The 25,220-nt window shown below is 48.1% G+C and carries 30 protein-coding genes; 25 read left to right on the top strand and 5 right to left on the bottom strand.

Translation table 11 applies throughout. The features are described 5' to 3' along the window. Nucleotides 1-70 precede the first annotated feature (70 nt). From ACYQ1O_RS08780 to ACYQ1O_RS08770, 3 genes are all read right to left on the bottom strand, one after another. Nucleotides 71-1,015, bottom strand: coding sequence for a response regulator (locus tag ACYQ1O_RS08780; protein ID WP_459991288.1), 945 nt, complete (start codon nucleotides 1,013-1,015; stop codon nucleotides 71-73). 26 nt (nucleotides 1,016-1,041) lie between these two features. Beyond that, nucleotides 1,042-4,413 carry a hybrid sensor histidine kinase/response regulator gene (locus ACYQ1O_RS08775; RefSeq protein WP_459991287.1) on the bottom strand — a complete coding sequence of 1,124 codons (3,372 nt, stop codon included), beginning with the start codon at nucleotides 4,411-4,413 and terminating at the stop codon, nucleotides 1,042-1,044. A gap of 65 nt (nucleotides 4,414-4,478) precedes the next feature. Beyond that, the gene (locus ACYQ1O_RS08770; protein ID WP_459991286.1) at nucleotides 4,479-5,333 is read right to left on the bottom strand and encodes a hypothetical protein; all 855 of its coding nucleotides are present in this window, start codon (nucleotides 5,331-5,333) and stop codon (nucleotides 4,479-4,481) included. Between the two features lie 197 nt (nucleotides 5,334-5,530). Here ACYQ1O_RS08770 and ACYQ1O_RS08765 point away from each other — a divergent pair, with 197 nt between their 5' ends. The 5 genes from ACYQ1O_RS08765 (at nucleotide 5,531) to urtD (ending at nucleotide 11,978) form a co-directional block, all read left to right on the top strand. After that, nucleotides 5,531-6,751, top strand: a complete 1,221-nt coding sequence (locus ACYQ1O_RS08765; RefSeq protein ID WP_459991285.1) for a hypothetical protein — start codon at nucleotides 5,531-5,533, stop codon at nucleotides 6,749-6,751. Between the two features lie 83 nt (nucleotides 6,752-6,834). After that, nucleotides 6,835-8,067, top strand: coding sequence for an urea ABC transporter substrate-binding protein (gene urtA / locus ACYQ1O_RS08760; protein ID WP_459991453.1), 1,233 nt, complete (start codon nucleotides 6,835-6,837; stop codon nucleotides 8,065-8,067). A gap of 129 nt (nucleotides 8,068-8,196) precedes the next feature. Continuing rightward, entirely contained in the window at nucleotides 8,197-9,843 is a 1,647-nt protein-coding gene (gene urtB, locus ACYQ1O_RS08755; protein WP_459991284.1) for an urea ABC transporter permease subunit UrtB, read from the top strand. 219 nt (nucleotides 9,844-10,062) lie between these two features. After that, the gene (urtC, locus tag ACYQ1O_RS08750; protein ID WP_459991283.1) at nucleotides 10,063-11,157 is read left to right on the top strand and encodes an urea ABC transporter permease subunit UrtC; all 1,095 of its coding nucleotides are present in this window, start codon (nucleotides 10,063-10,065) and stop codon (nucleotides 11,155-11,157) included. After that, the gene (urtD, locus tag ACYQ1O_RS08745; protein ID WP_459991282.1) at nucleotides 11,154-11,978 is read left to right on the top strand and encodes an urea ABC transporter ATP-binding protein UrtD; all 825 of its coding nucleotides are present in this window, start codon (nucleotides 11,154-11,156) and stop codon (nucleotides 11,976-11,978) included. The genes urtC and urtD overlap by 4 nt, the downstream gene beginning before the upstream one ends. On the opposite strand, the gene ACYQ1O_RS08740 is transcribed toward urtD, so the two are convergent. Then, complete coding sequence (locus tag ACYQ1O_RS08740) at nucleotides 11,975-12,469, bottom strand: hypothetical protein (RefSeq protein WP_459991281.1); 495 nt, start codon at nucleotides 12,467-12,469, stop codon at nucleotides 11,975-11,977. The two genes, urtD and ACYQ1O_RS08740, sit on opposite strands and share 4 nt — an antisense overlap. 141 nt (nucleotides 12,470-12,610) lie before the next feature. On the opposite strand from ACYQ1O_RS08740, the gene ACYQ1O_RS08735 reads away from it, so the two are divergent. The 20 genes from ACYQ1O_RS08735 to ACYQ1O_RS08640 all read left to right on the top strand — a co-directional run bounded on the left by ACYQ1O_RS08735 (nucleotide 12,611) and on the right by ACYQ1O_RS08640 (nucleotide 24,579). Then, nucleotides 12,611-13,393 carry an ABC transporter ATP-binding protein gene (locus ACYQ1O_RS08735; RefSeq protein ID WP_459991280.1) on the top strand — a complete coding sequence of 261 codons (783 nt, stop codon included), beginning with the start codon at nucleotides 12,611-12,613 and terminating at the stop codon, nucleotides 13,391-13,393. Between the two features lie 380 nt (nucleotides 13,394-13,773). Next, nucleotides 13,774-14,355, top strand: a complete 582-nt coding sequence (locus tag ACYQ1O_RS08730; protein ID WP_459991279.1) for a HupE/UreJ family protein — start codon at nucleotides 13,774-13,776, stop codon at nucleotides 14,353-14,355. A gap of 61 nt (nucleotides 14,356-14,416) precedes the next feature. Then, the gene (locus ACYQ1O_RS08725) at nucleotides 14,417-14,641 is read left to right on the top strand and encodes a hypothetical protein (protein WP_459991278.1); all 225 of its coding nucleotides are present in this window, start codon (nucleotides 14,417-14,419) and stop codon (nucleotides 14,639-14,641) included. Continuing rightward, complete coding sequence (locus ACYQ1O_RS08720) at nucleotides 14,631-15,047, top strand: putative toxin-antitoxin system toxin component, PIN family (protein WP_459991277.1); 417 nt, start codon at nucleotides 14,631-14,633, stop codon at nucleotides 15,045-15,047. Before ACYQ1O_RS08725 ends, ACYQ1O_RS08720 begins: the two co-directional genes overlap by 11 nt. Before the next feature lie 3 nt (nucleotides 15,048-15,050). Beyond that, nucleotides 15,051-15,854 carry an urease accessory protein UreD gene (locus ACYQ1O_RS08715; protein ID WP_459991276.1) on the top strand — a complete coding sequence of 268 codons (804 nt, stop codon included), beginning with the start codon at nucleotides 15,051-15,053 and terminating at the stop codon, nucleotides 15,852-15,854. Nucleotides 15,855-15,929: 75 nt separating this feature from the next. After that, nucleotides 15,930-16,268: a GIY-YIG nuclease family protein gene (locus ACYQ1O_RS08710; protein WP_459991275.1), complete on the top strand. Its 339-nt coding sequence runs from the start codon at nucleotides 15,930-15,932 to the stop codon at nucleotides 16,266-16,268. A 47-nt stretch (nucleotides 16,269-16,315) separates the two neighbouring features. Then, nucleotides 16,316-16,618 carry an urease subunit gamma gene (gene ureA / locus ACYQ1O_RS08705; protein ID WP_459991274.1) on the top strand — a complete coding sequence of 101 codons (303 nt, stop codon included), beginning with the start codon at nucleotides 16,316-16,318 and terminating at the stop codon, nucleotides 16,616-16,618. Further along, entirely contained in the window at nucleotides 16,615-17,658 is a 1,044-nt protein-coding gene (locus ACYQ1O_RS08700) for a transglutaminase domain-containing protein (RefSeq protein ID WP_459991273.1), read from the top strand. The genes ureA and ACYQ1O_RS08700 overlap by 4 nt, the downstream gene beginning before the upstream one ends. Before the next feature lie 93 nt (nucleotides 17,659-17,751). Beyond that, on the top strand, nucleotides 17,752-18,000 hold the full coding sequence (locus tag ACYQ1O_RS08695; protein ID WP_459991272.1) for a type II toxin-antitoxin system HicA family toxin: 249 nt from the start codon (nucleotides 17,752-17,754) through the stop codon (nucleotides 17,998-18,000). Beyond that, entirely contained in the window at nucleotides 17,997-18,335 is a 339-nt protein-coding gene (locus ACYQ1O_RS08690; RefSeq protein WP_459991271.1) for a type II toxin-antitoxin system HicB family antitoxin, read from the top strand. The genes ACYQ1O_RS08695 and ACYQ1O_RS08690 overlap by 4 nt, the downstream gene beginning before the upstream one ends. A gap of 154 nt (nucleotides 18,336-18,489) precedes the next feature. Then, the gene (locus tag ACYQ1O_RS08685) at nucleotides 18,490-18,822 is read left to right on the top strand and encodes an urease subunit beta (RefSeq protein WP_459991270.1); all 333 of its coding nucleotides are present in this window, start codon (nucleotides 18,490-18,492) and stop codon (nucleotides 18,820-18,822) included. Then, nucleotides 18,819-20,549, top strand: coding sequence for an urease subunit alpha (gene ureC, locus ACYQ1O_RS08680; protein WP_459991269.1), 1,731 nt, complete (start codon nucleotides 18,819-18,821; stop codon nucleotides 20,547-20,549). The genes ACYQ1O_RS08685 and ureC overlap by 4 nt, the downstream gene beginning before the upstream one ends. A 109-nt stretch (nucleotides 20,550-20,658) precedes the next feature. Next, the gene (locus ACYQ1O_RS08675; RefSeq protein WP_459991268.1) at nucleotides 20,659-21,666 is read left to right on the top strand and encodes a hypothetical protein; all 1,008 of its coding nucleotides are present in this window, start codon (nucleotides 20,659-20,661) and stop codon (nucleotides 21,664-21,666) included. A gap of 223 nt (nucleotides 21,667-21,889) precedes the next feature. Then, nucleotides 21,890-22,159, top strand: a complete 270-nt coding sequence (locus tag ACYQ1O_RS08670) for a hypothetical protein (protein WP_459991267.1) — start codon at nucleotides 21,890-21,892, stop codon at nucleotides 22,157-22,159. Next, a complete protein-coding gene (locus tag ACYQ1O_RS08665; protein ID WP_459991266.1) occupies nucleotides 22,144-22,434 on the top strand; it encodes a type II toxin-antitoxin system RelE/ParE family toxin in 291 nt (96 codons plus the stop codon). Before ACYQ1O_RS08670 ends, ACYQ1O_RS08665 begins: the two co-directional genes overlap by 16 nt. A gap of 80 nt (nucleotides 22,435-22,514) precedes the next feature. Beyond that, nucleotides 22,515-22,781 carry a hypothetical protein gene (locus tag ACYQ1O_RS08660; protein WP_459991265.1) on the top strand — a complete coding sequence of 89 codons (267 nt, stop codon included), beginning with the start codon at nucleotides 22,515-22,517 and terminating at the stop codon, nucleotides 22,779-22,781. Continuing rightward, complete coding sequence (locus tag ACYQ1O_RS08655) at nucleotides 22,778-23,143, top strand: type II toxin-antitoxin system VapC family toxin (protein ID WP_459991264.1); 366 nt, start codon at nucleotides 22,778-22,780, stop codon at nucleotides 23,141-23,143. The genes ACYQ1O_RS08660 and ACYQ1O_RS08655 overlap by 4 nt, the downstream gene beginning before the upstream one ends. Before the next feature lie 221 nt (nucleotides 23,144-23,364). Then, entirely contained in the window at nucleotides 23,365-23,559 is a 195-nt protein-coding gene (locus ACYQ1O_RS08650; RefSeq protein ID WP_459991263.1) for a type II toxin-antitoxin system HicA family toxin, read from the top strand. Beyond that, nucleotides 23,556-23,795: a hypothetical protein gene (locus tag ACYQ1O_RS08645; RefSeq protein ID WP_459991262.1), complete on the top strand. Its 240-nt coding sequence runs from the start codon at nucleotides 23,556-23,558 to the stop codon at nucleotides 23,793-23,795. Before ACYQ1O_RS08650 ends, ACYQ1O_RS08645 begins: the two co-directional genes overlap by 4 nt. A 133-nt stretch (nucleotides 23,796-23,928) precedes the next feature. Further along, on the top strand, nucleotides 23,929-24,579 hold the full coding sequence (locus ACYQ1O_RS08640; protein ID WP_459991261.1) for a MarC family protein: 651 nt from the start codon (nucleotides 23,929-23,931) through the stop codon (nucleotides 24,577-24,579). 111 nt (nucleotides 24,580-24,690) lie between these two features. On the opposite strand, the gene ACYQ1O_RS08635 is transcribed toward ACYQ1O_RS08640, so the two are convergent. Further along, nucleotides 24,691-25,149, bottom strand: coding sequence for a hypothetical protein (locus ACYQ1O_RS08635; RefSeq protein ID WP_459991260.1), 459 nt, complete (start codon nucleotides 25,147-25,149; stop codon nucleotides 24,691-24,693). Between the last annotated feature and the right edge of the window lie 71 nt (nucleotides 25,150-25,220).

Genomic DNA, 25,220 nt, shown 5'->3' with positions numbered 1-25,220 from the left:
GTGATGAAAAGGTTTTGACTCCCCTAATTCTATACATTCTGCAAGGTTCGGCAACTTTAAATGATGGTTATTAATTGAGATTGCCGCCACGTTGCTGCAAAACCATGGTGACGGCGGCGGCACGCGTGGCAACGCCCAATTTTTCGAAGATGTGTTCCAAATGTTTGTTGACAGTTCTGGGGCTGCTGTCCAAGATCAGACCGATTTCTTTATTGGTTTTGCCGCGCGAAATCCACATTAAAATTTCCGCTTCCCGGAAAGTTAACCCTAAAGAGTCGCGCAGCGATTGCAAATCCCAATCGTTAGTCGATTTTTGCAGCAAGAGCAGATATTCGCCCAAATGTGCGGAGAGGTCCATTTTGGCGGATAAGCCTTGGGGCGCATGGTAATCTGCAAAGCCAGTGGTCGTGTCGGGATTTTTTATGGCTTGCTTTGCCCAAGCCGACAGCGGGGTGGGCAGCCATTCACCCACTTCGGTTGCTGTGGTCTTGCCGTATTGCAGGGAAAACTCATCTAGCCATTGTTTGGCGGAGGGTGTCAGCCAAATGATGCGGGCGGCGGCATCAATGCTAACGGCTGATAATTCGGTGTGCTGCAAGGCGTTTTGTACACGTTGGAAAGTACGGGCTTGGCTTAAGTGGACTTCAATGCGCGCCAGCACTTCCGGCGGACGAATGGGTTTGACGATGTAGTCTTGCGCGCCTTCGCCAAAACCACGCAGCAAATCATCCAATTCGCTTAATCCGGTCATAAACAATACCGGTATTTGTGCGGTACTGGGATCGGTTTTTAGGCGGCGGCAGGTTTCGAAACCGTCAATGCCCGGCATCATGACGTCAAGCAGTATAATGTCGGGCTTTAGGTATTGCAGTTGCTCAAGCGCTGACAGGCCGTCAGTGGCAACCAGAACCCGATAATTGGCATCCGAAAGGGTGTCGGACAATAACGCCAAGTTACCGGGCGTGTCATCAACAATCATTACAGTGCCGTTGCTGCTAAGTGGATCATGAGTCATTAAAAGATTCTCCCTGCACAATCGTGCTATTTTGACGGCATTACACCCAACAGTTTCCTGATTTCGCCAATACGAAATTCTGCCGATAAGATTTTTACCTTGTTCAGAAACGGTTGGTAGTCGGGATTGTGCTGGCTGAGTTCTTCAATACGTTTGTTAAGTCCGCGCAAATCGCCAATACGGACAAAATGAACCAAACCCTCCAACACGGTTTGGGGGGGCAGCTTGTTGGTTGTGTCGTTCGCTTTGGCTTCAGCAAGCGGTTCATCTTGGCAAATCCAATGCAACCCCAAATGCAGTTTAAGTTTATAAAGCAATTCCTCGACTTGAATGGGCTTGCTTAAAAAATCATTACAGCCCGCGCTGACGGCACTAAGGCGGTCGGCGGGATAAGCGTTGGCACTCAAAACCACCAGGGGCATGGCGTAGTTTTGTTGGCGCAGCCTGAGGGCGGTTTCTGCACCGTCTATGCCCGTCATGGATAAATCAAGCAGCACCAAGTCGGGGGCAATGTCGGCAATTTTTTCCAGGCAGTCTTCACCGGAACTGGCTTCGTCCAGATAAAAGCCTAGTGGTTCCAAAATGCCCAAAATCAGCTGCCGATGGTCGGCTTGGTCATCCACCACCAACAATTTCCGACGGCGGCCTTGATAGCCGATGATGTGCTGTTCACGGGGCTGCTCGGCTTCGACCGCAAGGCTGGGCAGCAGCAAGCGTACCGTAAATGTGGAGCCTTCACCGATGTGGCTGGTGACGGTCAGCTCGCCACCCATGATTTCCGCCAAAATTTTACTGATGGTCAAACCCAAGCCGCTGCCGGTATGGGCATTGCCAGTGGGTGTGTTCAGGCGGATAAACGGTTGGAAGATGGTTTGCAGATATTCTTCGCTAATGCCAGGTCCGGTATCGCTGATTTCAAAATTGGCGACACCGCTGCTGTAGCGGATGCGGAAGTTGATTTCACCGGTGTGGGTAAACTTGACGGCGTTGCCAAGCAGGTTGATTAAAATTTGTCCGACGCGCTTTTCATCGCCGCGTATGCGTTGCGGCAAGTTATTGGCAAGATAGCAATGGAAGCCCAAGCCCTTTTCTTCGGCTTGGGTTTTAAAAATGAACACCAAGTGTTCGATGAAATTGGCGAAGTTGATCGGTTCGTATTTCAGTTCAAAGCGGCGCGCTTCAATGCGGGCTATATCGAGGATGTCTTCAATCAGCGATGATAAATGCTCACCGCTGCGTTTCAGGGTTTCTACCGCTTGCTTACGGTGTTCGGGGATGGTCGGGTCTTTATTGAGGATGTGCGCGTAGCCAATAATGCTGTTCAGCGGCGAGCGGATTTCATGGCTCATATTGCTTAAGAATCGGCTTTTGGCGGTATTGGCAGTGTCGGCAAAGGTGAGCGCTTCTTGGAGCTTAAGGTCGGTTTTTTTATGCTCTTCAATTTCTGTTAGCAACAAATGGGTTTGCCGCGCCGCCTCTTCATGGGCCACATGGCGGCTTTCGTCATTTAAGATCAGCCACCACGTACACAAGCCGATAAATACCAGTAACGAGGCGTAGATTTTAACGAAGTTCGCCAACAGCAAGTTGAACGCAGGCAGATATTTTTCCGCGCTCAGTAAGTCTTGATAATAAATGATGCCGATGAAAATGCTGGTCAGCACCGACAAGAACATGAACAGCAAGAAAAACCTAAGCAATCTGCGCCTTAGCGTCATCGACAGTTGCGAAGGCAGGCAGGTGCGGGCAACGGTTTCCAGATAATCTTCAAGCCTTGATCCCGGTTTGCAGGCGTCCAGGCAGCGGGCATCCAACGTGCAGCATAACGAACAGATACTGCCGTTATAGGCGGGGCAGAAGGCGACATCTTCCTGTTCGAAATCATTCTCGCAAATACAGCATTGGCTGTGCGTGTGTTCGTTGTTGAGTTCGCGGTTACGGGCCAGATAATGCCGCCCACGCGTCAACCAAGCAATGCTGGGTACTAAAACAAACGCCAGTCCTAAGGCAATAAATGCCGAAAAACCTTGCACATAAACGCCAAACAGGCCGATATAGGCCAAGGTACCCATCACCGAGGCCGCAAACGTGGCAATAATGCCGACCGGGTTAAGGTCGGGCAAATAAGCGCGTTTGAACTCGACCAGCTTGGGGCTTAAACCGAGTGGTTTGTTAATCATCAGCTCAGCGGCGACGGCGCTTATCCAGGCAATGGACATATTGGAAAACAGCCCCAAGACTTTTTCCAAGGCGCTAAAAACACCAAATTCCATCAGCAACAAGGCAATCAACACATTGAACAACAACCAAATGACGCGCCCTGGGTGGCTATGGGTGATGCGCGAGAAAAAGTTGGACCACGCCAATGAGCCGGCATAAGCATTGGTGACATTGATTTTGACTTGGCTTAACACCACAAACAACGTGGTGACGGCTAAGGCCACGTTGCTGTCATCAAACAATTGCTTGTAAGCGATCAGGTACATTTGCGTGGGTTCGTGGGCGTGGTGGGCATCGACACCGTGACGGATTGCCAAATGCGCCAACAATGCCCCCGCCAACTGCCGCGCCATGCCAAAAACAATCCAGCCCGGACCGGCGGCGATGACTGCCGACCACCAGCGCCAGCGGTTGGCGGCGGTTTTTTCGGGCATAAAGCGCAAGAAATCCACTTGTTCGCCAATTTGCGCGACCATCGAAAACGCCACCGTGGTGGCGCTGCCAAACAGCAGCCAGTTAAAGTTTTGCCCGCTACCGGCAATCCAAAAATAGGTTTCAACCGTCAATAAGGCATCCGGTTCTTTTTGCACAACGGCAAAATACGGCGCAATCAATAAGATCAGCCAAATCGGTTGTGTCCACAATTGCATACGGCTGATGGTGGTGATGCCAAACGTCACCAGAGGGATGACGATAATGGCGCTGATGACATGCGCAGCGGCGATAGGGATGTGGAAATACAGTTCCAATGCCAAGGACATAATCGAGGCTTCCAAGGCAAACAGAGTAAAGGTAAACGAGGCGTAAATCAGTGAGGTGACCGTGGAGCCAATGTAGCCAAACCCCGCGCTACGAGTGAGCAAGTCGATGTCGATGTTGTAACGGGCGGCGTAATAGCTGACCGGAAAGCTGATGGTGAAGATAATGAGGCCGACGATTAAGATCGCCCAAAAGGCATTGGTAAAGCCGTAATTGATCGACAGGAAGCCGCCAATGGCTTCCAACACCAAAAACGAAGTCGAGCCAAAAGCGGTGTTGGCGACCTGGAATTCCGACCACTTCCTAAAACTGCGGGGCGCAAATCTTAAGGCGTAATCTTCCAAGCTTTCGTTGGCTACCCAAGAATTGTAGTCGCGGCGGATTTTGGAAATGTTTTGGTAGATGTTTTTATTTTGCATCTGCTAGTTAGCCGCGATTTAGGCAGAGGTGGTGGATAGTGGTAACCACTTGTGTCAACGCCTGTTTAGCGGCGTTGATGCCCCATTTCCAGCATTAACGGTGTGCCTTGGTTATGGATAATGATTTGTTTGCGTTCAACATCGTCTTCAATACGCACTTTGGGTGGTGCCGCTTGAACAGTTGCGGGTTTGGTTTCGTTTTGTACAGCGCTGGCTGGCGTACTGATAACCGGCGCAGGTGCGATGGCTGCAGGTTGTGCGGGCGCATTTTTCACCTCAACACTGACATTGGGCATCCAACCGGGCTTGTTGACGGTTGTGGTGACACTTGCTGGCGATGCTTTTTCAGTAGGCAAGTCCAATTCGTCCAACAAGTTAAAGCAAACCGTGCTGATTTCATTGGTCAATTTAGTTAATACTTCAGCAGGCGTCTGTTCGCTTGGCGAAAAGCCGTAGGCATTGACCGTGGTTTTATAGATAGCCTGTTGCCTAGGGTTGGCAAGGCTGCTGAGTTGGCAAGTAATGGGCAATACTTGCGATTTTTGGAAGCCTGCGGCCCTGGGGTCGGAGTTGCCTTGGCTAAATGAAAACCCTACCGGCGTGTTATCGGTGGTTATTGCGCCCACGCTTGCCGACATACGGTGGCTGGCATTGGTGGTATCGCCGCTGTGTATCGGGTAATGCCACTCGGCAAGGTTGCTGCTGATTTTTGTGTTTAAACTTTTAATATCAATAATTTGTGAGAAATCACTTAACTGGTCGGCAGTGATTGAAAAGGCTATCTGGCTCACATTGCTTTTATCCACCAAAGTATTTTCCACCCACTCAGAGCGTGCTTCCCAGCTGAGGCAGGCAGCGGATACTATCAACAAAGTGCTTTTTAATAGCGGTCCGCGCGTTAGCTTGGTCAAGAAAGGCATAGCAATATCTCCAAAAGTAGTGTGGGTCACTTTAAAAAACGGGCTGGCTGATAGATATACGTCAAATGACTGATGAGTCATTTGACGAATTGAGCAATTGTTGCCAGCAACGAATAATCCTCTCAGCCAAAAAATTGGCTGCATCCAGGTAAAGAGCGGGTGTGTTACCTAAAATCAAGCTTAACAGAGGGCTTTCTATGAATAATTCTATCGAGTACGCAGCGCCAAGGCGAAAAACGACTCCCTTATGGTCAGGTTTAGCGCTGGCGATGTTGGCATCTGCCACTTCTGTTGCTCATGCAGGAGCGACTTTCAAGATTGATGATACCAAATGGGTGAGCGTTGGCGCAGGCTTGCGGAGCAGTTTCAATGCAAACGAAAAAGGCGCGCCCAATGGCACCGATACCAGCACTAACTTTAATCTCGACAATATCCGTTTGTACGTCAGCGGACAAATCCACAAATACATCAAAATCGAATTCAATACCGACTGCCAAACTTGCAACAGCGGCGGCGAAGTACGGGTTTTGGATGCCATCGGCAAATTTGAAATAAACCCTTATGTCAACCTGTGGGTAGGCCGCATGTTGGTGCCTGCTGAACGCCGTGAGATGAACGGTCCATTCTACAGCGCAAACTACAACATTTTTGCTAATGGCACACCTTTTATTCCTGCTGACCAAAACTTGACCGTACAATCGGACGGTTCTTCAGCGGGTTCATACGGTCGTGACGACGGTGCGACTTTCTGGGGTGCTGCGGTGGATGGGCGTTTGCAATACGCGGTAGGTTTCTTTAGAGGTCTACGTAGCACGACGACTACCGCTGGTGTGCCTCAAGGCGCCAATCAAGACGGCAATGTGCTGTTTGCGCAACGTGTGGCTTATAACTTCTGGGAAGTTGAGAAAAACCCCGGCTATTACACGTCTGGTACTTACTACGGTACAGGTGGTGATATTTTCACGATTGCCGCATCGAACATTTATCAAGAGCAAGGCGTGGGTACAGCCGCTAACCCCGGCAATTTCCGTGGCACTTCTTTTGACGTTTTGGTTGAAAAAATCCTGCCCGGCAATGGCGTGGTCACTTTAAATGGTGAGTACAAAAACTTTGGGGTGGATGGCAATACCGCGCCATTGCCTACTTCCTTGGGTCCTAACAGTTTTACTTTATTCCAAGGCAATGCCTACGATGTCAGCGCCATGTACTTGTTCCCACAAAAAATCGGCTACGGCAAAATCCAGCCATACGGTCGCTATGTCAACAACATGGCTATCCACAGCCCTGACAAAGACGTCTTCGAAGGTGGCTTGAACTACATCATCGACGGTCACAACGCGCGCATTTCTTTAAGTTACCAACGTTACCTGCCCACCGATCTGAATGGCATGACACTCGGTTTCCAATGGCAAATTTAAGCCGCATTATCTAGGACTAAACTATGAAAAATTATTTGCAAATCTGTAAAAAATTAGCAATTGGCGTGGCGGTTTCGGCTGTGATGTTCACCAGCGCACAAGCCGAAGATACTATTAAAGTCGGCGTATTGCATTCTTTGTCCGGCACCATGGCGATTTCAGAAACTACCCTGAAAGACACCATGTTGATGTTGATTGACGAACAAAACAAAAAAGGTGGTTTGTTAGGCAAAAAACTGGAAGCGGTGGTGGTTGACCCTGCTTCAAACTGGCCTTTGTTCGCGGAAAAAGCCCGCGAATTGCTGACTAAAGACAAAGTTTCCGCTATCTTCGGTTGCTGGACATCGGTTTCCCGTAAATCGGTTTTACCTGTTATTGAGGAGCTGAATGGCATTCTCTTCTACCCCGTGCAATACGAAGGTGAAGAATCCTCCAAAAACGTGTTCTACACAGGCGCTGCGCCAAACCAACAAGCCATTCCAGCGGTTGATTACTTGATGAACGATCTGAAAGTAAAACGTTGGGTATTGGCGGGTACTGACTATGTGTATCCACGCACCACCAACAAAATCTTGGAAGCGTATTTGAAAGCCAAAGGCGTTAACAAGAAAGACATCATGATTAACTACACACCCTTCGGTCATTCCGATTGGCAAAGCATTGTTGCCGACATCAAAAAATTCGGCTCTGCTGGCAAGAAAACTGCTGTAGTTTCTACTATCAACGGCGATGCTAACGTACCGTTCTACAAAGAATTGGGCAACCAAGGCGTATCTGCGGAAAACATCCCTGTTGTGGCCTTCTCAGTGGGTGAAGAAGAATTGTCGGGTATTGATACCAAACCATTGGTTGGTCACTTGGCGGCATGGAACTACTTCATGAGTGTAGATACCACCAAAAACGCCGGTTTCATTCAACAATGGAAAGACTACATCAAAAATCCAAAACGCGTCACTAACGACCCAATGGAAGCCCATTACATCGGCTTCAACATGTGGGTAAAAGCCGTAGAAAAAGCCGGTACCACCGATCCTGATGCTGTACAAAAAGCTCTGATTGGCGTTGAGTTCCCCAACTTGACCGGCGGTATGTCAAAAATGCTGCCCAACCATCACATCAGCAAACCGGTGTTGATTGGCGAGATTCAAGACGACGGTCAATTTGTGACTGTTTGGCAAACCAACAAAGTGGTTGATGGCGATGCTTGGTCTGATTTCTTACCAGAAAGCAAACCCATTATTGCTGATTGGACTCCACCCATTAGCTGCGGTAACTACAACACCAAAACTAAAAAGTGTTCTGGTCAAAATTATTGATTTGATTGCTTGAAGGATGGGCTGACGCAAGGCAGCCCATCGTTTGCCAAAATGTAGGGTACGCATTGCGTACCTTTTTGACACTGCCATCCAAAAAGGTACGCAATGCGTACCCTACAAGGAAAACTTATGAATATCCCCGCAAACAAACCGCTTTCTTACGGCTTGGCTGTGTTCATGCTGCTGTTCTCCCTACTGGCGCACAGCGAAACCGATGCCACCCAACAGCCGTTGCAAGATGCCTTAGCAGCCATCAAACAAGGCTCAATGAGCGAGCGCGAACAAGCTATCAATCACTTGGTTGAGCTCAAACATCCGCGCAGCTTAGCGATTTTACAAGCCCTGCTTTCCGGCAAATTATTGGTAGTCAAAGACCAAGACAAATTGGTCATAGGCGATGCCATCGACCAGGATTACACCATTGTTGATGCCGTCAGCAACGAAAAACTCGGCATTATCAGCGCCGAACAAGTCGGCAAAATCAACCTCACCAACAAACTCCGCAGCAATCTACGCAAAATTATTGGCGAACTGGAATTAAATGCCGACGACGATGCCGTGCGTTTGGCTGCCGTTAAAGCGATGGACAAGGAAGTGGACGATAGATTGCTGGGCTTATTCAAACAACGCTTGGCTGTCGAGCAAAATGCTGATGTAAAAGAAGCCATCGAAAATATTTTATTGTTGCAGCAAATGGACAGTGCTGACAAAAACGAACGCATGGCGGCGATAGCACAATTAAAAAGCCACGACAGCTTGGACGTGGTCAACAAACTGAAAGCCATCACCGAAAAAGACGCGGAGGGCAATTATGCGGAAGCAGACAGCGACATCCGCAATATCGCCGGTGCCGCCTTAGCTGAAATCAATACCCGTTTGCAGTTTTACAGCTCCATAGAAACGGTGTTTTTTGGCCTGAGCTTAGGCGCGGTGTTGGTGTTGTCCGCCATCGGTTTGGCGATTACTTTCGGCGTGATGGGCGTCATCAATATGGCACATGGCGAGTTGATGATGATCGGCGCGTACACCACTTACGTCATCCAACAGCTGATGCCCAACCATTTGGGCTTGTCGATTTTGCTGGCGATTCCCGCTGCTTTCATGATTTCCGCATTGGTCGGTATCGCCATCGAACGCGGCATTATTCGTTTCTTGTACGGCAGACCGTTGGAGACCTTGCTGGCAACCTTTGGTGTTAGCCTGTTTTTGCAGCAAACCGTGCGTTCTATTTTTTCCCCGCTCAACCGCAGCGTAGCAACGCCGGAATGGATGAGCGGTTCGTGGCAAATCAACGACTTTCTGTCACTGACTTGGAACCGTTTTTACATCTTGATCTTCTGCTTAATCGTGTTCGTGTTGCTGATGCAAATCTTAAAACACACCAAACTGGGGCTAGAAGTACGCGCCGTGGCGCAAAACCGCCGCATGGCGAAAGCGATGGGTATTCCGACTGCACAAGTCGATGCTATGACTTTTGGTTTAGGTTCGGGTATTGCCGGCGTAGCGGGTGTGGCCTTAAGCCAAATCACCAATGTTGGCCCCAATTTAGGCCAGTCTTACATCGTCGATTCCTTCATGGTGGTGGTGTTTGGTGGTGTGGGCAATTTGTTAGGTACCTTGGTTGCTGGCTTTTCATTAGGTATCGCCAACAAGTTCTTAGAACCGTTTGCCGGTGCGGTGCTGGCGAAGATTTTAGTGCTGGTCTTTATCATCTTGTTTATCCAAAAACGCCCGCGCGGTTTGTTTCCGCAAAAGGGTAGGGCAGCGGATTCTTGATTTTTTTTGTCCACGAAAATCACGAAAGGCACGAAAAATATAAAAATGTGGAATGGGCAATCTTGATTTGGTTGTAGGTTAAATCTGTATTTCTGGTAGGTAACGTGGAGTGCAAACCTCGGTTTGCGCTTTTACAAGCCCAGGCTTGTACTCCAACCACCCGCATTTTTTCGTGCAGTTCCTGGGCATTCTCTAGTAGAAATTAACAAGGCTTTAAAAATGAAACTTTTAACTCTCGCAAGCCAAGACAAAACCCGCGCCACCGTGTTATCGGTGCTGGCGGCAATTACCATTATCATCCCTTTATGCAACGTGCTGACGCCTGTCGATTCGGCCTTGCACTTCTCTGCCTACACGGTTTCGGTTATCGGCAAATACCTGACCTTTGCCTTGCTGGGCTTATCTTTGGATTTGGTTTGGGGCTATTGCGGTATTCTCGCCTTAGGCCACGGGGCGTTTTTTGCGCTGGGCGGCTACGCGATGGGCATGTATCTGATGCGCCAAATTGGCACACGCGGTGTGTACGGCGATCCGCTGCTGCCGGATTTTATGGTGTTCCTCAATTGGAAAGAACTGCCGTGGTTTTGGTACGGCTTCGATAACTTTGCCTTTGCCATGCTGATGGTATTGCTGGTGCCAGGCACCTTGGCGTTTGTGTTCGGTTGGTTGGCGTTCCGCTCACGAGTGACGGGCGTGTACTTGTCGATTATCACTCAAGCGCTCACTTATGCCTTATTACTGGCGTTTTTCCGTAACGAAATGGGCTTTGGTGGCAACAACGGCCTGACCGATTTTAAAGACATCTTAGGCTTTAACATCCAATCCGAAGGCGTGCGCTCCATGCTGTTTTTCTTGTCTGGTGTGGCCTTGATTGGCGCATTTTTGCTATGCAGCTGGATTACCAGCACCAAACTAGGCCGCGTAGTTACCGCCATTCGCGATCAAGAATCACGTGTGCGATTTTTGGGCTACCGCGTAGAAATGTTCAAACTTTGGGTGTTCACCTTTGCGGCGATGTTGGCGGGCGTGGCTGGGGCGTTGTATGTGCCGCAAGTGGGCATCATCAACCCTAGCGAATTCTCGCCGCTCAATTCCTTAGAAATCGTCATCTGGGTAGCAATGGGTGGGCGCGGCACTTTATACGGCGCAATCATCGGCGCGGTGGTGGTCAACTACAGCAAAACGGTGTTGACAGGTTTGTTGCCGGATGCCTGGCTGTATATTCTGGGCGGCTTGTTCATCGTGGTCACGCTGCTGCTGCCGGATGGCATCGTCGGCCTGTTGCAACGTAAATTGAAGGAGCAAGCGGCATGAAGCAATTTGAAGAAGATTTGTTCAGCGAAAAAGACAAAATCGCCGCCAGTTCGCTGGTGGTGGAAGGCTCGGTGGACACCCGCCACGGGCCGATTTTGTACATGGAAGATGTCAGCGTCAGTTTTGACGGCTTTAAGGCGCTCAACCAATTGTCGCTGTACATTGATGCGGGCGAACTGCGCTGCATGATCGGCCCAAACGGTGCGGGTAAAACCACCATGATGGACGTGATTACCGGCAAAACTAAACCTGATATCGGTTCGGTATTTTTCGGGCAAACCATCGACTTGTTAAAAATGGACGAACCCGCCATCGCCCAAGCAGGCATCTGTCGGAAATTCCAAAAACCCAGCGTTTTCGATGCCTTAACGGTTTTTGAAAACTTGGAGCTGGCCTTAAAAGCCAACAAAAGCACTTGGAACACGCTGTTTTTCCGCTTAAACGGCGAACAACGCGACAAAATTGAAGAAGTGTTAGCCACCATCGGCCTGACCGACTGCATCCAGCAACGCGCGGGCATTCTCTCGCACGGGCAAAAACAATGGCTGGAAATCGGCATGTTGTTGATGCAAGAACCGAAAGTCATGTTGGTGGATGAGCCAATTGCCGGGATGACCCATCAAGAAGTCGAACGCACCGCCGAATTGCTGCTGTCGCTGCAAGGCAAGCATTCTATTGTCGTGGTTGAACATGATATGGAATTCGTCCGATCCATTGCCAGAAAAGTCACCGTACTGCACGAAGGCTCGGTGCTGACCGAAGGCACGATGGACGAAGTGCAAAATGACCCGCGTGTTATACAAGTTTATTTAGGCGGCTAGCTTGGAATAAGTTTTATAAGACTTTGGTAGCTTGTTTTTAGGTCATGTAAGAAATTTTCGGATAATTCTGAAAATTCTTTTGTATACATATCTTTGTACTTAATACGGAATAGTTTGTAACTAGGAATAGTTCCAGATTTACCTATATAAACTGAATCAAATGGTCTTTTGTTGATGATGGCTTTGTTTAATTCACTATCATTGATCGTGTTGTACTGGTCGGATGTTATATCTATTGCAATATCATTAATTTCGAGCCAGTAATGGGAGATGGTTTCTTCCTTATTTTTGTTTTTAGCAACGCCACAAACACCATAAATAGTAATGTCAGGGTAATCATTAAGAAAGTGATAAGCCAGCAACAGTGAAGCAAGCTTGCAGTGCATGATAGGGAAATTATCATTTATTAAACCAATAGATTCCCCTTTGTGTTTATCAAAAATTATTCGAAGTTTTCTCGCTTCATATTGGATTTTTTGTTGGGTTAACATTGTTTTATTACCAAGTTTTGAGATTTTAAAAAAATCGTTCCAGCTTTGGAACAATTAATTATATTCAGTCATTCCGGTAGGGATTGCCGGAATCCAGAACACATGGACGTGAGTTACGGTGGCCCAGTAAGGAGAAATTAGGTGCTAAAAATCAATTCATTAGACCAATACTACGGCGAAAGCCACACACTCTGGGATGTCAATCTCGACATCCCACAAGGCGGCTGCATTTGCCTGATGGGGCGTAACGGCGTGGGCAAAACCACCTTGCTGAAAACCATCATGGGCTTGATCCCCGCCAAAAGCGGCAGCATCCATTTTGACGGCGACCTGTTAGCCAACGGCAAAGCCGAGCAACGCGCCGCTTTAGGCATCGGTTATGTGCCGCAGGGCAGGGAGATTTTTCCGTTGATGACCGTGGAAGAAAACCTGAAAACAGGCTTACGCGCCGCCAACAAACACGGCATTAAAAAAGTGCCGGAGTCGATTTATGAAATTTTTCCGGTGTTAAAGCAAATGCTTAAACGCCGTGGCGGTGATTTGTCGGGCGGTCAGCAACAGCAATTAGCCATCGGCCGCGCCTTGGTGCTTAACCCACGTTTGCTGATCTTGGACGAACCCACCGAAGGTATCCAACCGAACATCGTCAGCGAAATTGGAGACGTTATCATCCGCTTAAACCGCTCGCGCGGCACGCCCTTAAATTTGCCGAAAGCCAATCCCAACGCCACTGGCGAAGTCCACGAAGCCATCCATAAAATTACCCGCGATTTAGGCGTTACCGTCTTGCTGGTCGAGCAAAAACTGCCGTTCGCCCGAAAAGTCGCCGACCATTTTTGCATTATGGACAGAGGCCGCATCGTCGCCACGGGCGCGATGGAAGGCTTAAGCGAAGGCATGATTAAACAGTATTTGACGGTTTAAGGGCAGTCGTAGGGTACGCTGTGCGTACCTTGCTTAGTAAGGAATGCGCCTAGCTTCAAGACCTTTCAGGTTTTTAAAACCTGAAAGGTCTGGCTTCAAGCACCAAAAATACTTTGCTAATAAATTAACTGGTTGCGCGGAAGAGGAGTCAAAAAACAAGTTTTTTGGTGTCATCTTTGAAAAAACATCAGCTTGATTTTTACCACCACCAAATATTTCATGCCCACTTTCAATTTCTCTGATTGATGGCAGACACGCCGCCCGTTACGACATCCTTGGCGATTTAAGAAAAATTCAACCAGTTCTTAGCCGTGATTTCGTGGTAAATTCCCACCATCAGCCAACCTACGTTAATCCAAATATTTTCAAGAGGACTCATCATGAAAACCCAATCATCGCTGTTATCCGTTCTGTTATTAAGCCTCGCCGCCTTGCCCGCCCACGCCCATACAGGTATCGGTACCGTCCACGGCTTGCTCGATGGTGTCATCCACCCCTTAATCGGTATCGACCACTTGCTGGTCATGCTCGCCGTCGGCTTATGGGCCGCCATGCGTGGCGGTAAATCTTTATGGCTATTACCGCTGGCTTTCGTTAGCTCCATGGGCGTGGGCGCAGGTTTATCGATGTCAGGCATCACCATCAACGCTGCCGAAACTTGGGTAGCAGCTTCCGTTGTCGCTGCGGGTGTATTAGTCTGGCGCAACAGTAAAATGTCATCCGTTTTAGCAGTGGCCTTGGTATCCGTTTTCGCCCTCGCCCACGGTTATGTCCACGCCTTAGAATTGACTGACAGCGCCAATGCTTTGGCGTATTCAGCAGGATTTTTATTGACCACAGCTGTTTTACATGGCTTAGGTTTGGCGATTGGCTTATTGGCGGCTGCTAGGATGAGAATGCTGGGTGCTGGGTTGGGATTGGTTTGTGGTTTAGTTGGATTGGGGTTGTTGGCTGGGGTTTGAAGATTAGAACCGATTGCAAACAACATTAGAATTCCAGCTTTAATTTGGAGCTACGTATTTTATGACTACCATTTCAATTGAAGTTGATACAGAGATTGCAAAAAACTACCAAACGGCATCGACAAGCGAAAAAAATAAATTGCAGTTGTTGCTGAATCTGCGTTTAAAAGAATTGCTGGCAAATCCTCATCGGCCTTTGCCGGACATACTGGATGAAATGGGGGCTTTTGCACAAAACCAAGGCATGACCCCGGCGCTTTTAGAATCATTGCTAAATGAAAAATAAGCTTAGGATTGTCATCGATACCAATGTTGTGGTTTCGGCAGTTTTATTACCCCATTCCATTTCGCGTAAAGCATTTGATTCAGCATTGCAAAAAGGGCAGTTGTTGCAATCCGAGGCCACGCTTGCCGAGTTAAATGAAGTTTTATCCCGTCCAAAATTTAGCAAATATATTGCAGAGGCCAAACGTTTGGAATTTTTTGACGCACTGGTTCATGAGGCGGAAATTATCCCTATCACACAAACAATAACCGAATGCCGCGACATAAAAGACAATCAGTTTTTAGAGTTGGCGATAGGTGGAAATGCAAGCTGCATTATTAGCGGCGATAACGATTTGCTGGTTTTAAATCCATTTCGTGAGATTGCCATTATGCCGCCTTCGGTTTTTCTGGTTATGGCGGGTTAATAGATGCAAGATTGGCAAGCCCAATTAGACCTAGGCTTCGAACACCAACACGGTAAAACCGTACTGGCGCACCGTCGCCATCTCGGCCCGTTAACCGTGCAACGCCCTTTTTACCCAGAAGGCGAGGTCTGCCATGTGTATGTCTTGCATCCGCCTGGCGGTGTAGTAGCGGGTGATCGGCTGGCGATTAACATCAACGCCGCCAGCCACAGTGCAGCTTTAGTAACCACCCCAGCGGCGGGTAAGTTTTACCGAAGTGAAGGCAAACAGGCGCGGCAAAGTGTGGCGTTAAATGTAGCGGCAAACGCATCATTAGAATGGTTGCCGCAAGAAACCATTGTTTACGAAGGTGCACAAGTCGCTTCTGAAGTGCGATTGGATTTGGTGGCAGGTGCGCGGTTTCTCGGTTGGGAAGTGTTGGCATTAGGCCGACCTGCCGCGCAAGAAGGTTTCACCGTAGGCGAAGTCGGCATGAATTGGCGCATTTTCCGCGCGGGCGAGTTGTTTTACCGCGAACGCTTGTTGATAGACGCACAAGCTTTTGCCGCCAACTGGGGCTTAAACGGACATTCCGCCTGCGGCACATTGTTCGCCTATCCCGCCAACGCCGCGCAATTGGCGGCTGTGCAGGCTTTGATTGGCGAAAATACAGGGCAGGGCGTGACTTTATTGGATGATTTGCTGATCTGCCGCGCTTTAGATGCTCGCGCCGACCGCTTACGGGATTTTTTCCAAGACGTTTGGCGGTTGTTACGGCCTGAGGTAATCGGGCGCGAAGCGTGTGCGCCACGTATTTGGGCGACTTGATTAATTTCTAAGTCGTCATTCCGGCAGGGATTGCCGGAATCCAGAATACAGGGATGTAAATATTCGAGAATGTAGATGTCCATCGAAAAACAACCTTGTGTTTATATACTGGCAAGTGGTGTCAACGGGACTCTTTACGTTGGTGTTACCTCCAATCTAATTGGGCGCGTTTATCAGCATCGTGAGAACTTAGTTGAAGGTTTCACCAGTCGTTACGGTGTCCATAATTTAGTTTGGTATGAAGTGCACGAGCAAATGGAAAGTGCAATTTTGCGGGAAAAACAGATAAAAAAGTGGTCTCGGGTGGCAAAAAAACGACTGATAGAGTTAGGCAATCCGACTTGGCAAGATTTGTGGAATAGTTTGACATCACCATCCTTGGCATCTGGATTCCGGCAATCCCTGCCGGAATGACGATCTAAAACTAAACGAAACTAGAGAATCTACGAGGAAATAACACCATGCAACTCACCGCACACGAAAAAGACAAACTCCTAATCTTCACCGCCGCCTTATTAGCAGAACGGCGCAAAGCCCGTGGCCTGAAGCTGAATTACCCCGAAGCTGTCGCCTATATCACCGCCGCCATTATGGAAGGCGCGCGCGATGGGCGCACGGTTGCCGAGCTGATGGAATACGGGCGCACCTTATTAAACCGCGATGACGTGATGGAAGGCATCAGCGAAATGTTGCCGGATGTGCAGATAGAAGCGACCTTTCCCGATGGCACCAAATTAGTCACCGTGCATAACCCGATAGATTGAACCCCACAAACGGCGCAGCCATGCTAAGCAACGGTTATCGCTATTATTACAGTCAGCTCGATGCGCCTATGCAAAGCGCATACGAGGCCATGCTGGCAGGGGTAAAAAATTATGCCGATACCATCTTGCTGAATCCCCATTTTACGCTGTACGAATCGGCAATCAGCGAATTGGTTCGCGCCGTCAAGCTAGATAATCCATCGGTTTTTTATCTGGCTTCACAATACCAATACAGCATTGACGGCAACGCGATTTGGTACAAACCGCAATATCTGTTCGACCGCGCTGCACTGCAAATGATGGAAGTCCAGTTGTTGGATACGGTGGATAACATCGTAAACAATGCGATTGGCTGGGGCATGAGTGATTATGACAAAGAGCTGGCTTTACATGATTATCTCATCCGAAACGTGGCGTATGCCGCCGACAGCCAGTGGCAACAAAACCCGCCGGAAATCATTTACACCGCTTACGGCGCATTGGTTAACAGGCAAGCGGTTTGCTCAGGTTTTGCTCATGCGCTGAAATTGCTGTTAGACCGTTGCGGTATTGATTGTTTGGTGGTGACGGGAAATTCATTCATGCCCGATAGTACGATTTTGATTTCCCACGCCTGGAATATCGTCAACATCAACCAGCATTTTTACCATGTCGATGCAACTTGGGATGCGCCGACCAACAAAAATCCGGCGGAATTGTTTCACCATTACTTTAACCTCACTGACCAAGAAATCGCCATTGACCATCAATGGCAACAGGACGTGCCCAGCTGTTATGCCACGGAATACAATTATTTTGTTCACCAAGGGCTGAATGTTGCCGATGAATCGACGTTGATGCAGTGGTTACAATATGCTATCGGCAATAGAAATCCGAGCTTGGTGTTTAAATATTCGGGTGGCAATTCCACGATGGATAACGAAAATCTCAACGCGATGATCGCCGATTCTTGGCAACAGTTTGGCTATAACTCGCTGAGCTGGAGTTTGTCGTTTAATGATCGGCAGAAGATATTTAATGTGGAGTTTAGTTATGGTTAAGTGTTGATTATGCCGTTTAGTGTTGACTTTTAAGACGCAATTTTTCGTTCCTTAATGATATATTTGCAACTAAATTTTAGTTGCCACTAAACTATGAGCCAATTAGAAAAACTGCTGGAACAATTTATCAACACCCCCTTCCCAAAATGGACGGAGGTAATAAGCTTGATGAAAAAATTAGGGTATAAAAAGCTTGAAGGCGATGGCTCCAGAATAAAATTTGTCAACTTGGAAAAGAACAGCATCATTAACTTACACCAGCCGCATCCACAGAATACGATCAAAGCCTACACCAAAAAAGACATTATTAAGGAATTGAAAGATAAGGGTTTTATAAAATGACACACTTCAATTACAAAAATTACCAAGGTAGCGTTAAAGTCAGTATCGAAGACCATTGTTTACATGGAAAAATTGAATTCATCAGCGATCTGGTCAATTACGAAGCCGACACCGTAGAACAATTGGAATTGGAATTTAGAAAAGCCGTAGACAGTTACCTTGAAACCTGCGAGCAAGTTGGCATAGAACCTAAGAAGCCATTTAAAGGTTCGTTTAACATCAGAATCGGTCAAGAACTGCACGAAAAAGCGGCAAAACGAGCCAACGATATTGGTAAATCGTTAAACGATTACATCAAAGAAATTGTAAAAAAAGATACCGAATCACATGTTTAAGCGCGGTGAGCTTCAGTCGATTCGCTAGTTCCCAAGCTCCAGCTTGGGAACTCAAGTCCGAGAAGCTCTAGCTTCGAGACCACAGGAAGCCAGAGCTTCCAAAACTGCATTCCCAAGCCAGAGCTTGGGAACTAGCTAACTTAAGGAGTCCCCCATGATCCCCGGAGAAATCATCCCCGCCGCTGGCGAGATTGAATTAAACGCTGGTTGCGAAACCCTCACGATAGTGGTCGCTAACAGCGGCGACCGCCCGATTCAAGTCGGCTCGCATTACCATTTTTATGAAACCAATCCCGCCTTGGAATTTGACCGCGAAGCCGCACGGGGTTTTCGTTTGGACATTCCCGCAGGCACGGCAGTGCGCTTCGAGCCAGGCCAACAACGGCAAATCCAGTTGGTGCCATTTGGTGGATTGCGCCGCGTATATGGCTTTCGCAATGCCGTCATGGGCGATTTGGATGCCACTTCAGTGGAGACAAAATTATGAGCAAAATCAGCAGACAAGCCTACGCCGACATGTTCGGCCCGACCACTGGCGATAAAGTCCGTTTGGGCGATAGCGAATTGTTTTTACAAGTCGAAGCCGACCGCACGATTTACGGCGAAGAAGTTAAATTCGGTGGCGGCAAAGTCATCCGCGACGGCATGGGGCAAAGCCAAGTCGATTCCAGAATCGCGATGGACATGGTGATTACCAACGCCTTGATTATCGACTATTGGGGCATCATCAAAGCCGATGTCGGCGTGAAAAACGGGCGCATCGCCGCGATAGGCAAAGCAGGCAACCCCGACATCCAATCCGGCGTAGACATGATTATCGGCCCTGGCACGGAAATCATCGCGGGCGAGGGTAATATCCTCACCGCAGGCGGCATCGACGCGCACATCCATTTCATCTGCCCACAACAAATCGAAGAAGCCTTAAATTCCGGCGTAACGACCATGATCGGCGGCGGCACAGGGCCAGCAACAGGTACCAACGCCACCACCTGCACCCCAGGCCCTTGGCATTTGCAACAAATGTTGCTGGCTTTGGACGGCTTCCCGATGAATTTTGGTTTGCTTGGTAAAGGCAACGCCAGCTTGCCGGGCGGTTTGGAAGAACAAATCCTGGCCGGAGCGATGGGGATGAAGCTCCACGAAGATTGGGGCACAACACCCGCCGCCATCGACTGCTGCCTAAGCGTTGCCGAAAAATACGATGTGCAAGTGGCGATCCACACCGACACGCTCAATGAATCCGGTTTTGTCGAAGACACCATCGCCGCCTTTCAAGGCCGCACCATCCACACTTATCACACCGAAGGCGCGGGCGGCGGTCATGCGCCGGACATCATCAAAGCCTGCGGCTTGCCGAATGTATTGCCGTCGTCTACCAACCCGACGCGGCCTTACACCATCAACACCGTGGACGAACATCTGGACATGCTGATGGTCTGCCACCACCTCGACCCTAGCATCCCCGAAGACGTCGCTTTCGCCGAATCACGCATCCGCCGCGAAACCATCGCCGCCGAGGACATCCTGCACGATTTGGGCGCGTTTTCGATGATCTCGTCTGACTCGCAAGCCATGGGCCGCGTCGGCGAAGTCATCCTTCGCACCTGGCAAACCGCGCATAAAATGAAAATCCAGCGCGGTCACCTACCATCCCCCTCCCCAGTGGGTGCTGGAAGTGTGGGCGATTCCGGCAACGACAACTTCCGCATCAAACGCTACATCGCCAAATACACCATCAACCCCGCCATCAGCCACGGCATCGCCCATGAAGTCGGCTCGATAGAAGTCGGCAAACTCGCCGATTTGGTGTTGTGGAATCCGGCGTTTTTCGGCGTAAAACCCAGCCTGATCTTAAAAGGCGGCCTCATTGCCGCCGCCGCGATGGGCGACCCCAACGCCTCCATCCCCACCCCGCAACCCGTGCATTACCGCCCCATGTTCGGCGCGTTCGGTGTCACCGCTGCAGCCACCTCCATGATCTTCCTGCCGCAAGCAGCGGTAGAAGGCGGCGTACCAGCCAATTTGGGTTTGCGTAAACGCATCGGCATAGTCAAAAACACCCGCAACATCGGCAAGAAAGATTTAATCCACAACGCCTACCAACCCGTGATGGAAGTTGACCCGCAAACCTATGCGGTACGGGCAGATGGGCAGTTGTTGACGTGTGAACCAGTGGCGGTGCTGCCGTTTGCTCAGCGGTATTTTTTGTTTTGAGTGATTGGGTACAATACAGTAGGAGTTTTGTCGGGTTACGCTTTCGTTAACCCGACCTACGAACTATTCCAACGACTAGATTTAACCCACTACCCCATTTTTAGCAGAGATGAGAATATCAAAGTTAACTGAATTCAATAGTGCCTACTGGTCTGCGCTTCGGGGGCAGGACACCGGGTTTCCGTTCAAGAATCTTCTCCCATGTTCTGGCGCAGTACTGGATCCTGTTTGGAACAAGAGGCTTCAGAATGCAAGAACAAAATTCGCGCAATTTGACTCAAAAACTGAGCATTTACTGTTGTTTTACGACTCATCTATGTTCCATAACGGGAATTTAGGATTTGTTCTCACTGATCACTTTCTTTATTGCGGCGAATGGGGTCTCTTCTCACCAGAATGCACGAAAATTTCGATTGATAATGTCTCAGAGATTGAATTCACCAACGGGGGGATGCAATATCAAGGGAATAAAATTCTTTCTATACCTCATCTCAGTGACTTCGATTCTAATTTATTAGAAAATCTAATATTACGAGATTACTTTGTAGCTATTCAAAGTCTAAAATTCGATCCATCCATACTTCGTGCCTTTATTGACCCGTCTTGTGGATCAGAGCTTATGAAGTTCGCCGAAAAAAAAGGAGCAAGCATGAATGTGATGATCGTTATCAACAATGATCAAATACAAAATGAAAGTGTCGTTAAATGCATTGATGATTTCATCGTAACTACTCACCGAATTATTAAGCTCCCTAACAGTCAAATTCGTCTAACAAAAGACACATGTTTGATAATTAAGAAGAAATTTTCTGAGCCACATCTCTTACATCATCATCCCTCTCATTCTCCTCAAGACCCATTAACTACGGCTGCAATTCTTGCGGCCAAAATCGTCTTCAATGAACTGTCAAAAGGTAATCATAAGAGAAAATTACTGCGTTACGAGGGGCAGTTTAAAAAGTACGATCCCGTATTTCCGAGAGAAGAAGAATTAGACTATTCCGTAAATCTCAGTTGGGTACCAAGTGATGAATCTAAGATGCTTCAGTTTGCTAAAGACTTTTCGTCTGCGGGTATTCAGGTGCTGTACGATGGAAGCCCTATTGAAACGCGATAAGATGCTCTAACCCGTAAAGTGGATTCGCGTTAGCAATCCACCATTTCGAAAGCTGATGGTTGCGTTGAATATGGCGGTTTGCTAACGCGAAACCACCCTACGAACTGTCGAGGACAAACGCGAATGATGCGCCTCCTGTCGTCGGCACATCCTATTTTGGTTTATTGCCAATCTCCGTTTTGGAACAAATAATAAAACCCCATTGATTTACCGGAGTAATCCCATGTCCATAATTAGCGAAGAAATCGCCCAAAACCTGCCCGATTTGCCGCTTGAAATGCAGCAAGAAACGCTGGATTTTGTCTTGTTTTTAAAAGCAAAGCTGGCAAGCCGAGCTGATAACTTGATAGAACCCTTTGAAACCCGCAACCAACAAGCTGATGCCGCGTGGGCTGACTATCAGCTTAGCGGCAAAAGTGTCGGTAACGAGGCGGTCATGGCTTGGCTGGACACTTGGGGGACAGACCAAGAAAGTTCATGTCCTCAAATCTGACGCTAATCTGGACAAGCACCGCGTTAGCGGATTTGCAACGCTTGCGGTCATTTATTGCACAACATAATCCTCATGCCGCCAGACGCGCCGCCCAAACCATTAAGCAAGCGGCAATCCGTTTACTTGACCATCCTGAACTCGGCAAACTTTTGGACGGGCGCGAAGACAGGGAATTATTCATCCCATTCGGTCAGCGCGGTTATGTGCTGCGTTATCGGTTACATGGCAATGCAATTATTGTCTTAAAATTGTGGCATGGTCTTGAGGATAGATGAGGCTGGTTTATCTGTTTTCCCGCCGGAACTTGGTATTGAGATAAAATAAAAATCCGTTTAAATCCATAAGGAGTTTTGCCATGTCTACCCTGACTGAAGAAATCATCCATGATTTGGCTGAGTTGCCGACTGAAATGCAAATGGAAGCGCTGGATTTTATTCGGTTTCTAAAAACTAAATGGGTAAACCAACATGTGTTGCAAACAGGGGCTGAAAATAATGGCGTTGGGCTTGCCGAGCTATTAGATAAGGTGGCAACAAGCGATTTGTTTGCAGATATTGCCGATCCTGTTGCTTGGCAACGCGAAATTCGCCAGGACCGTCCGTTATCGGGTAGGGAAGAATGATGCTGTTGGACAGCAATATCATTATTTACGCCCACCAGTCTGACTATCAGCACATCCGTGATTTTATCCGCAATAAATCCATTCATGTTTCGGCAATCAGCTATCTTGAAACTTTGGGATACCATCGGATTTCTCCTCAAGAAAAGCTGGCTTTGCAGAGTTTCTTTGCGATGATTACGCCGTTGCCGATTTCTCATCTCGTCATCCAAAAAGCCACCGAGTTACGTCAACAAAAGAAATTATCAGTCGGTGATGCTGTGATTGCGGCAACGGCATTGATTTACAATGAAACCTTAGTGACACGGAATGTTGTAGATTTTGATTGGATAACGGGTTTGGAATTGACCAACCCCTTTGAGTAATGACATTAACTAACGCGGTAAGTCGCATTCCGTAACCCGTAAGGAGGATTCGCGTTAGCAATCCACCATTTCCAAGGCTGGGTGTTGCGTTGAATATGGCGGTTTGCTAACGCGAAACCACCCTACGAACTAACAAAAGAGCAAAACTTAGAATCCATTTTCACAATTTCCCTGTACAAACGTGGGAGTGAAAACATAAAAGCCCGTTATTGGTTTTTAATATGCAACCAAAAATTAAAGAATTAATCCGCTCTTTGGAAGAGGCTGGTTTTGTCAACAGAGGCGGCAAAGGTATCCATAGAAATTTTGAGCATCCACAGGGTTGCCGTATTACCCTATCTGGGCAAGTCGGCGATGATGCCAAGCCTTATCAGGTGCGCGAAGCCAGGAAAAAAATTGAGGAATCAAAATCATGAAAGAGAGTGACCGCTACGTGAAAATTGTCGAATGGTCTGAGGAAGATGGCTGTTTCGTGGGCTTTTGCCCTGGTGTTATCGGCGCTTGTTGTCACGGCGACAATGAAGTCGAAGTGTATGCCGATCTGTGCCAGATTGTGGATGAATGGCTTACTACGCTGAAAAATGACGGCAAACCTTTACCTTTGCCTACCGTGGGCAAGGGTTTTGTCGATCAGATTTTGAATGTTGCTTAAGCCAACCCGTAAGGTGGATTCGCGTCAGCAATCCACCATTTCGAAGGCAGGGTGTTGCATTAATGATGGCGGTTTGCTATCGCGAAACCGCCCTACGTATAAACTTCATTCATTACCGAATATTCACCTTATCATGCAAGACATAATCAATTGGACAGAGCTTTTCAAAGATTTTATAGGTATTTTTGCCATACTGAATCCACTTGGCGCAATACCCGTTTATCTTGGTATGACGGCTAACAAATCACGTTCTGAAACCAAGCGTATAGCCATTAAAACCTCAATGGCGGTGGCTATCATTCTGGTGATTTCAATTTGGGCAGGCGGTGTCGTTTTACAATTTTTTGGTATCACCATGCCTGCTTTTCGCATTGCCAGCGGCTTATTGGTGTTGTTGGTCGCTATTTCCATGTTCCATGCCAAATCCAGCGGCGCAAGCCACACCGATCAAGAAACGCTGGAAGCTGCACAAAAAGACGATATTGCCATCGTGCCCTTAGCCATGCCTTTATTGGCGGGGCCGGGTGCAATCAGCTTGGTTATTGTCAATGCCAATCAAATGACGCAATGGTTCGAAAAAGTTTTCTTAAGCCTAAGCATCCTGATTATGGCGGTCGTTATTTGGTTTACATTGCATATCGCCAATAACCTGGGATCGTTAATGGGTACGGCGGGGATCAATACTGCAACGCGGGTGATGGGGTTACTGCTCGCTGCGATGGCGGTGCAATTTATGATTATGGGATTGGTAGAGGCGTTTCCGGGCTTGTCTTCTAAAAATTAACGCGGTAAAAACGGGATAGGGTGGGCAAGGCTGTTCTGCCCACCTTTGATAACGGCAAACGATAAAGCTGTTCATTCCCAAGCCAGTGCTTGGGAATGAGAAAAATTTATTTTATTGATTCCAATTTAAAGTATTGCTTTTAGTCTTGCCGGAAAGCGCCCGTTGGCAGGTTAAAATGGCATCGCGCCAATCTGAGCCGCTACTCACGCCGCTGTTAAAGCAAGCAACGGTTTTTTCTGCATCGCTGGTGCCAGAGCATAGGTTAATGATGTTTTTCCAATCCCAATCGGTGCTGCTGTTGGCGGTTCCCCATTTTACCCGCCCCGTCCTAACCATCGTAAAGCATTTGCCGGGTTCGGCGGGTTTTGCTGTGCCTTCGCAGAGTTGTTTGATATTTTCGGCATCCCAATTCATATTGCCCTCATCATTCCAGGGCGTTTTTGCTTGTATATCGTTAAAACATTGGGTTTCGTGATCGCTAGCGTATGCCGCTGAATTTATTAAAAATCCGGTAGTAGCTAATGACAGGATTAAAACGAGACGGCTGGCATTTTTTATTATGGTTTTCATGTTGACCTCTTGTGACTGAATTTAATTGACCGCAAGATTAATTTATCTGCGATTAGCAATTGCACAAGCCT

Source organism: Methylosoma difficile (assembly GCF_054657615.1).
Note: the sequence above shows the minus strand (reverse complement) of the source record. Positions and strands in the feature narration are given on the sequence as shown.

Excerpts from the sequence above, each read along its gene's own strand:
- ACYQ1O_RS08640 (WP_459991261.1), top strand. The coding sequence starts at position 23,929 with ATGCAAGACATAATCAATTGGACAGAGCTTTTCAAAGATTTTATAGGT.
- ACYQ1O_RS08685 (WP_459991270.1), top strand. The coding sequence starts at position 18,490 with ATGATCCCCGGAGAAATCATCCCCGCCGCTGGCGAGATTGAATTAAAC.
- ACYQ1O_RS08770 (WP_459991286.1), bottom strand. The coding sequence starts at position 5,333 with ATGCCTTTCTTGACCAAGCTAACGCGCGGACCGCTATTAAAAAGCACT.
- ACYQ1O_RS08650 (WP_459991263.1), top strand. The coding sequence starts at position 23,365 with ATGCAACCAAAAATTAAAGAATTAATCCGCTCTTTGGAAGAGGCTGGT.
- ACYQ1O_RS08660 (WP_459991265.1), top strand. The coding sequence starts at position 22,515 with ATGTCTACCCTGACTGAAGAAATCATCCATGATTTGGCTGAGTTGCCG.
- ACYQ1O_RS08655 (WP_459991264.1), top strand. The coding sequence starts at position 22,778 with ATGATGCTGTTGGACAGCAATATCATTATTTACGCCCACCAGTCTGAC.
- ureA (WP_459991274.1), top strand. The coding sequence starts at position 16,316 with ATGCAACTCACCGCACACGAAAAAGACAAACTCCTAATCTTCACCGCC.
- urtB (WP_459991284.1), top strand. The coding sequence starts at position 8,197 with ATGAATATCCCCGCAAACAAACCGCTTTCTTACGGCTTGGCTGTGTTC.
- ACYQ1O_RS08765 (WP_459991285.1), top strand. The coding sequence starts at position 5,531 with ATGAATAATTCTATCGAGTACGCAGCGCCAAGGCGAAAAACGACTCCC.
- urtD (WP_459991282.1), top strand. The coding sequence starts at position 11,154 with ATGAAGCAATTTGAAGAAGATTTGTTCAGCGAAAAAGACAAAATCGCC.
- ACYQ1O_RS08710 (WP_459991275.1), top strand. The coding sequence starts at position 15,930 with ATGTCCATCGAAAAACAACCTTGTGTTTATATACTGGCAAGTGGTGTC.
- ACYQ1O_RS08720 (WP_459991277.1), top strand. The coding sequence starts at position 14,631 with ATGAAAAATAAGCTTAGGATTGTCATCGATACCAATGTTGTGGTTTCG.
- ACYQ1O_RS08715 (WP_459991276.1), top strand. The coding sequence starts at position 15,051 with ATGCAAGATTGGCAAGCCCAATTAGACCTAGGCTTCGAACACCAACAC.
- ACYQ1O_RS08665 (WP_459991266.1), top strand. The coding sequence starts at position 22,144 with ATGTCCTCAAATCTGACGCTAATCTGGACAAGCACCGCGTTAGCGGAT.
- ACYQ1O_RS08695 (WP_459991272.1), top strand. The coding sequence starts at position 17,752 with ATGAGCCAATTAGAAAAACTGCTGGAACAATTTATCAACACCCCCTTC.
- ACYQ1O_RS08635 (WP_459991260.1), bottom strand. The coding sequence starts at position 25,149 with ATGAAAACCATAATAAAAAATGCCAGCCGTCTCGTTTTAATCCTGTCA.
- ACYQ1O_RS08740 (WP_459991281.1), bottom strand. The coding sequence starts at position 12,469 with ATGTTAACCCAACAAAAAATCCAATATGAAGCGAGAAAACTTCGAATA.
- ACYQ1O_RS08725 (WP_459991278.1), top strand. The coding sequence starts at position 14,417 with ATGACTACCATTTCAATTGAAGTTGATACAGAGATTGCAAAAAACTAC.
- ACYQ1O_RS08690 (WP_459991271.1), top strand. The coding sequence starts at position 17,997 with ATGACACACTTCAATTACAAAAATTACCAAGGTAGCGTTAAAGTCAGT.
- ACYQ1O_RS08775 (WP_459991287.1), bottom strand. The coding sequence starts at position 4,413 with ATGCAAAATAAAAACATCTACCAAAACATTTCCAAAATCCGCCGCGAC.
- ureC (WP_459991269.1), top strand. The coding sequence starts at position 18,819 with ATGAGCAAAATCAGCAGACAAGCCTACGCCGACATGTTCGGCCCGACC.
- ACYQ1O_RS08780 (WP_459991288.1), bottom strand. The coding sequence starts at position 1,015 with ATGACTCATGATCCACTTAGCAGCAACGGCACTGTAATGATTGTTGAT.
- ACYQ1O_RS08675 (WP_459991268.1), top strand. The coding sequence starts at position 20,659 with ATGAGAATATCAAAGTTAACTGAATTCAATAGTGCCTACTGGTCTGCG.
- urtC (WP_459991283.1), top strand. The coding sequence starts at position 10,063 with ATGAAACTTTTAACTCTCGCAAGCCAAGACAAAACCCGCGCCACCGTG.
- ACYQ1O_RS08670 (WP_459991267.1), top strand. The coding sequence starts at position 21,890 with ATGTCCATAATTAGCGAAGAAATCGCCCAAAACCTGCCCGATTTGCCG.
- ACYQ1O_RS08730 (WP_459991279.1), top strand. The coding sequence starts at position 13,774 with ATGAAAACCCAATCATCGCTGTTATCCGTTCTGTTATTAAGCCTCGCC.
- ACYQ1O_RS08645 (WP_459991262.1), top strand. The coding sequence starts at position 23,556 with ATGAAAGAGAGTGACCGCTACGTGAAAATTGTCGAATGGTCTGAGGAA.
- urtA (WP_459991453.1), top strand. The coding sequence starts at position 6,835 with ATGTTCACCAGCGCACAAGCCGAAGATACTATTAAAGTCGGCGTATTG.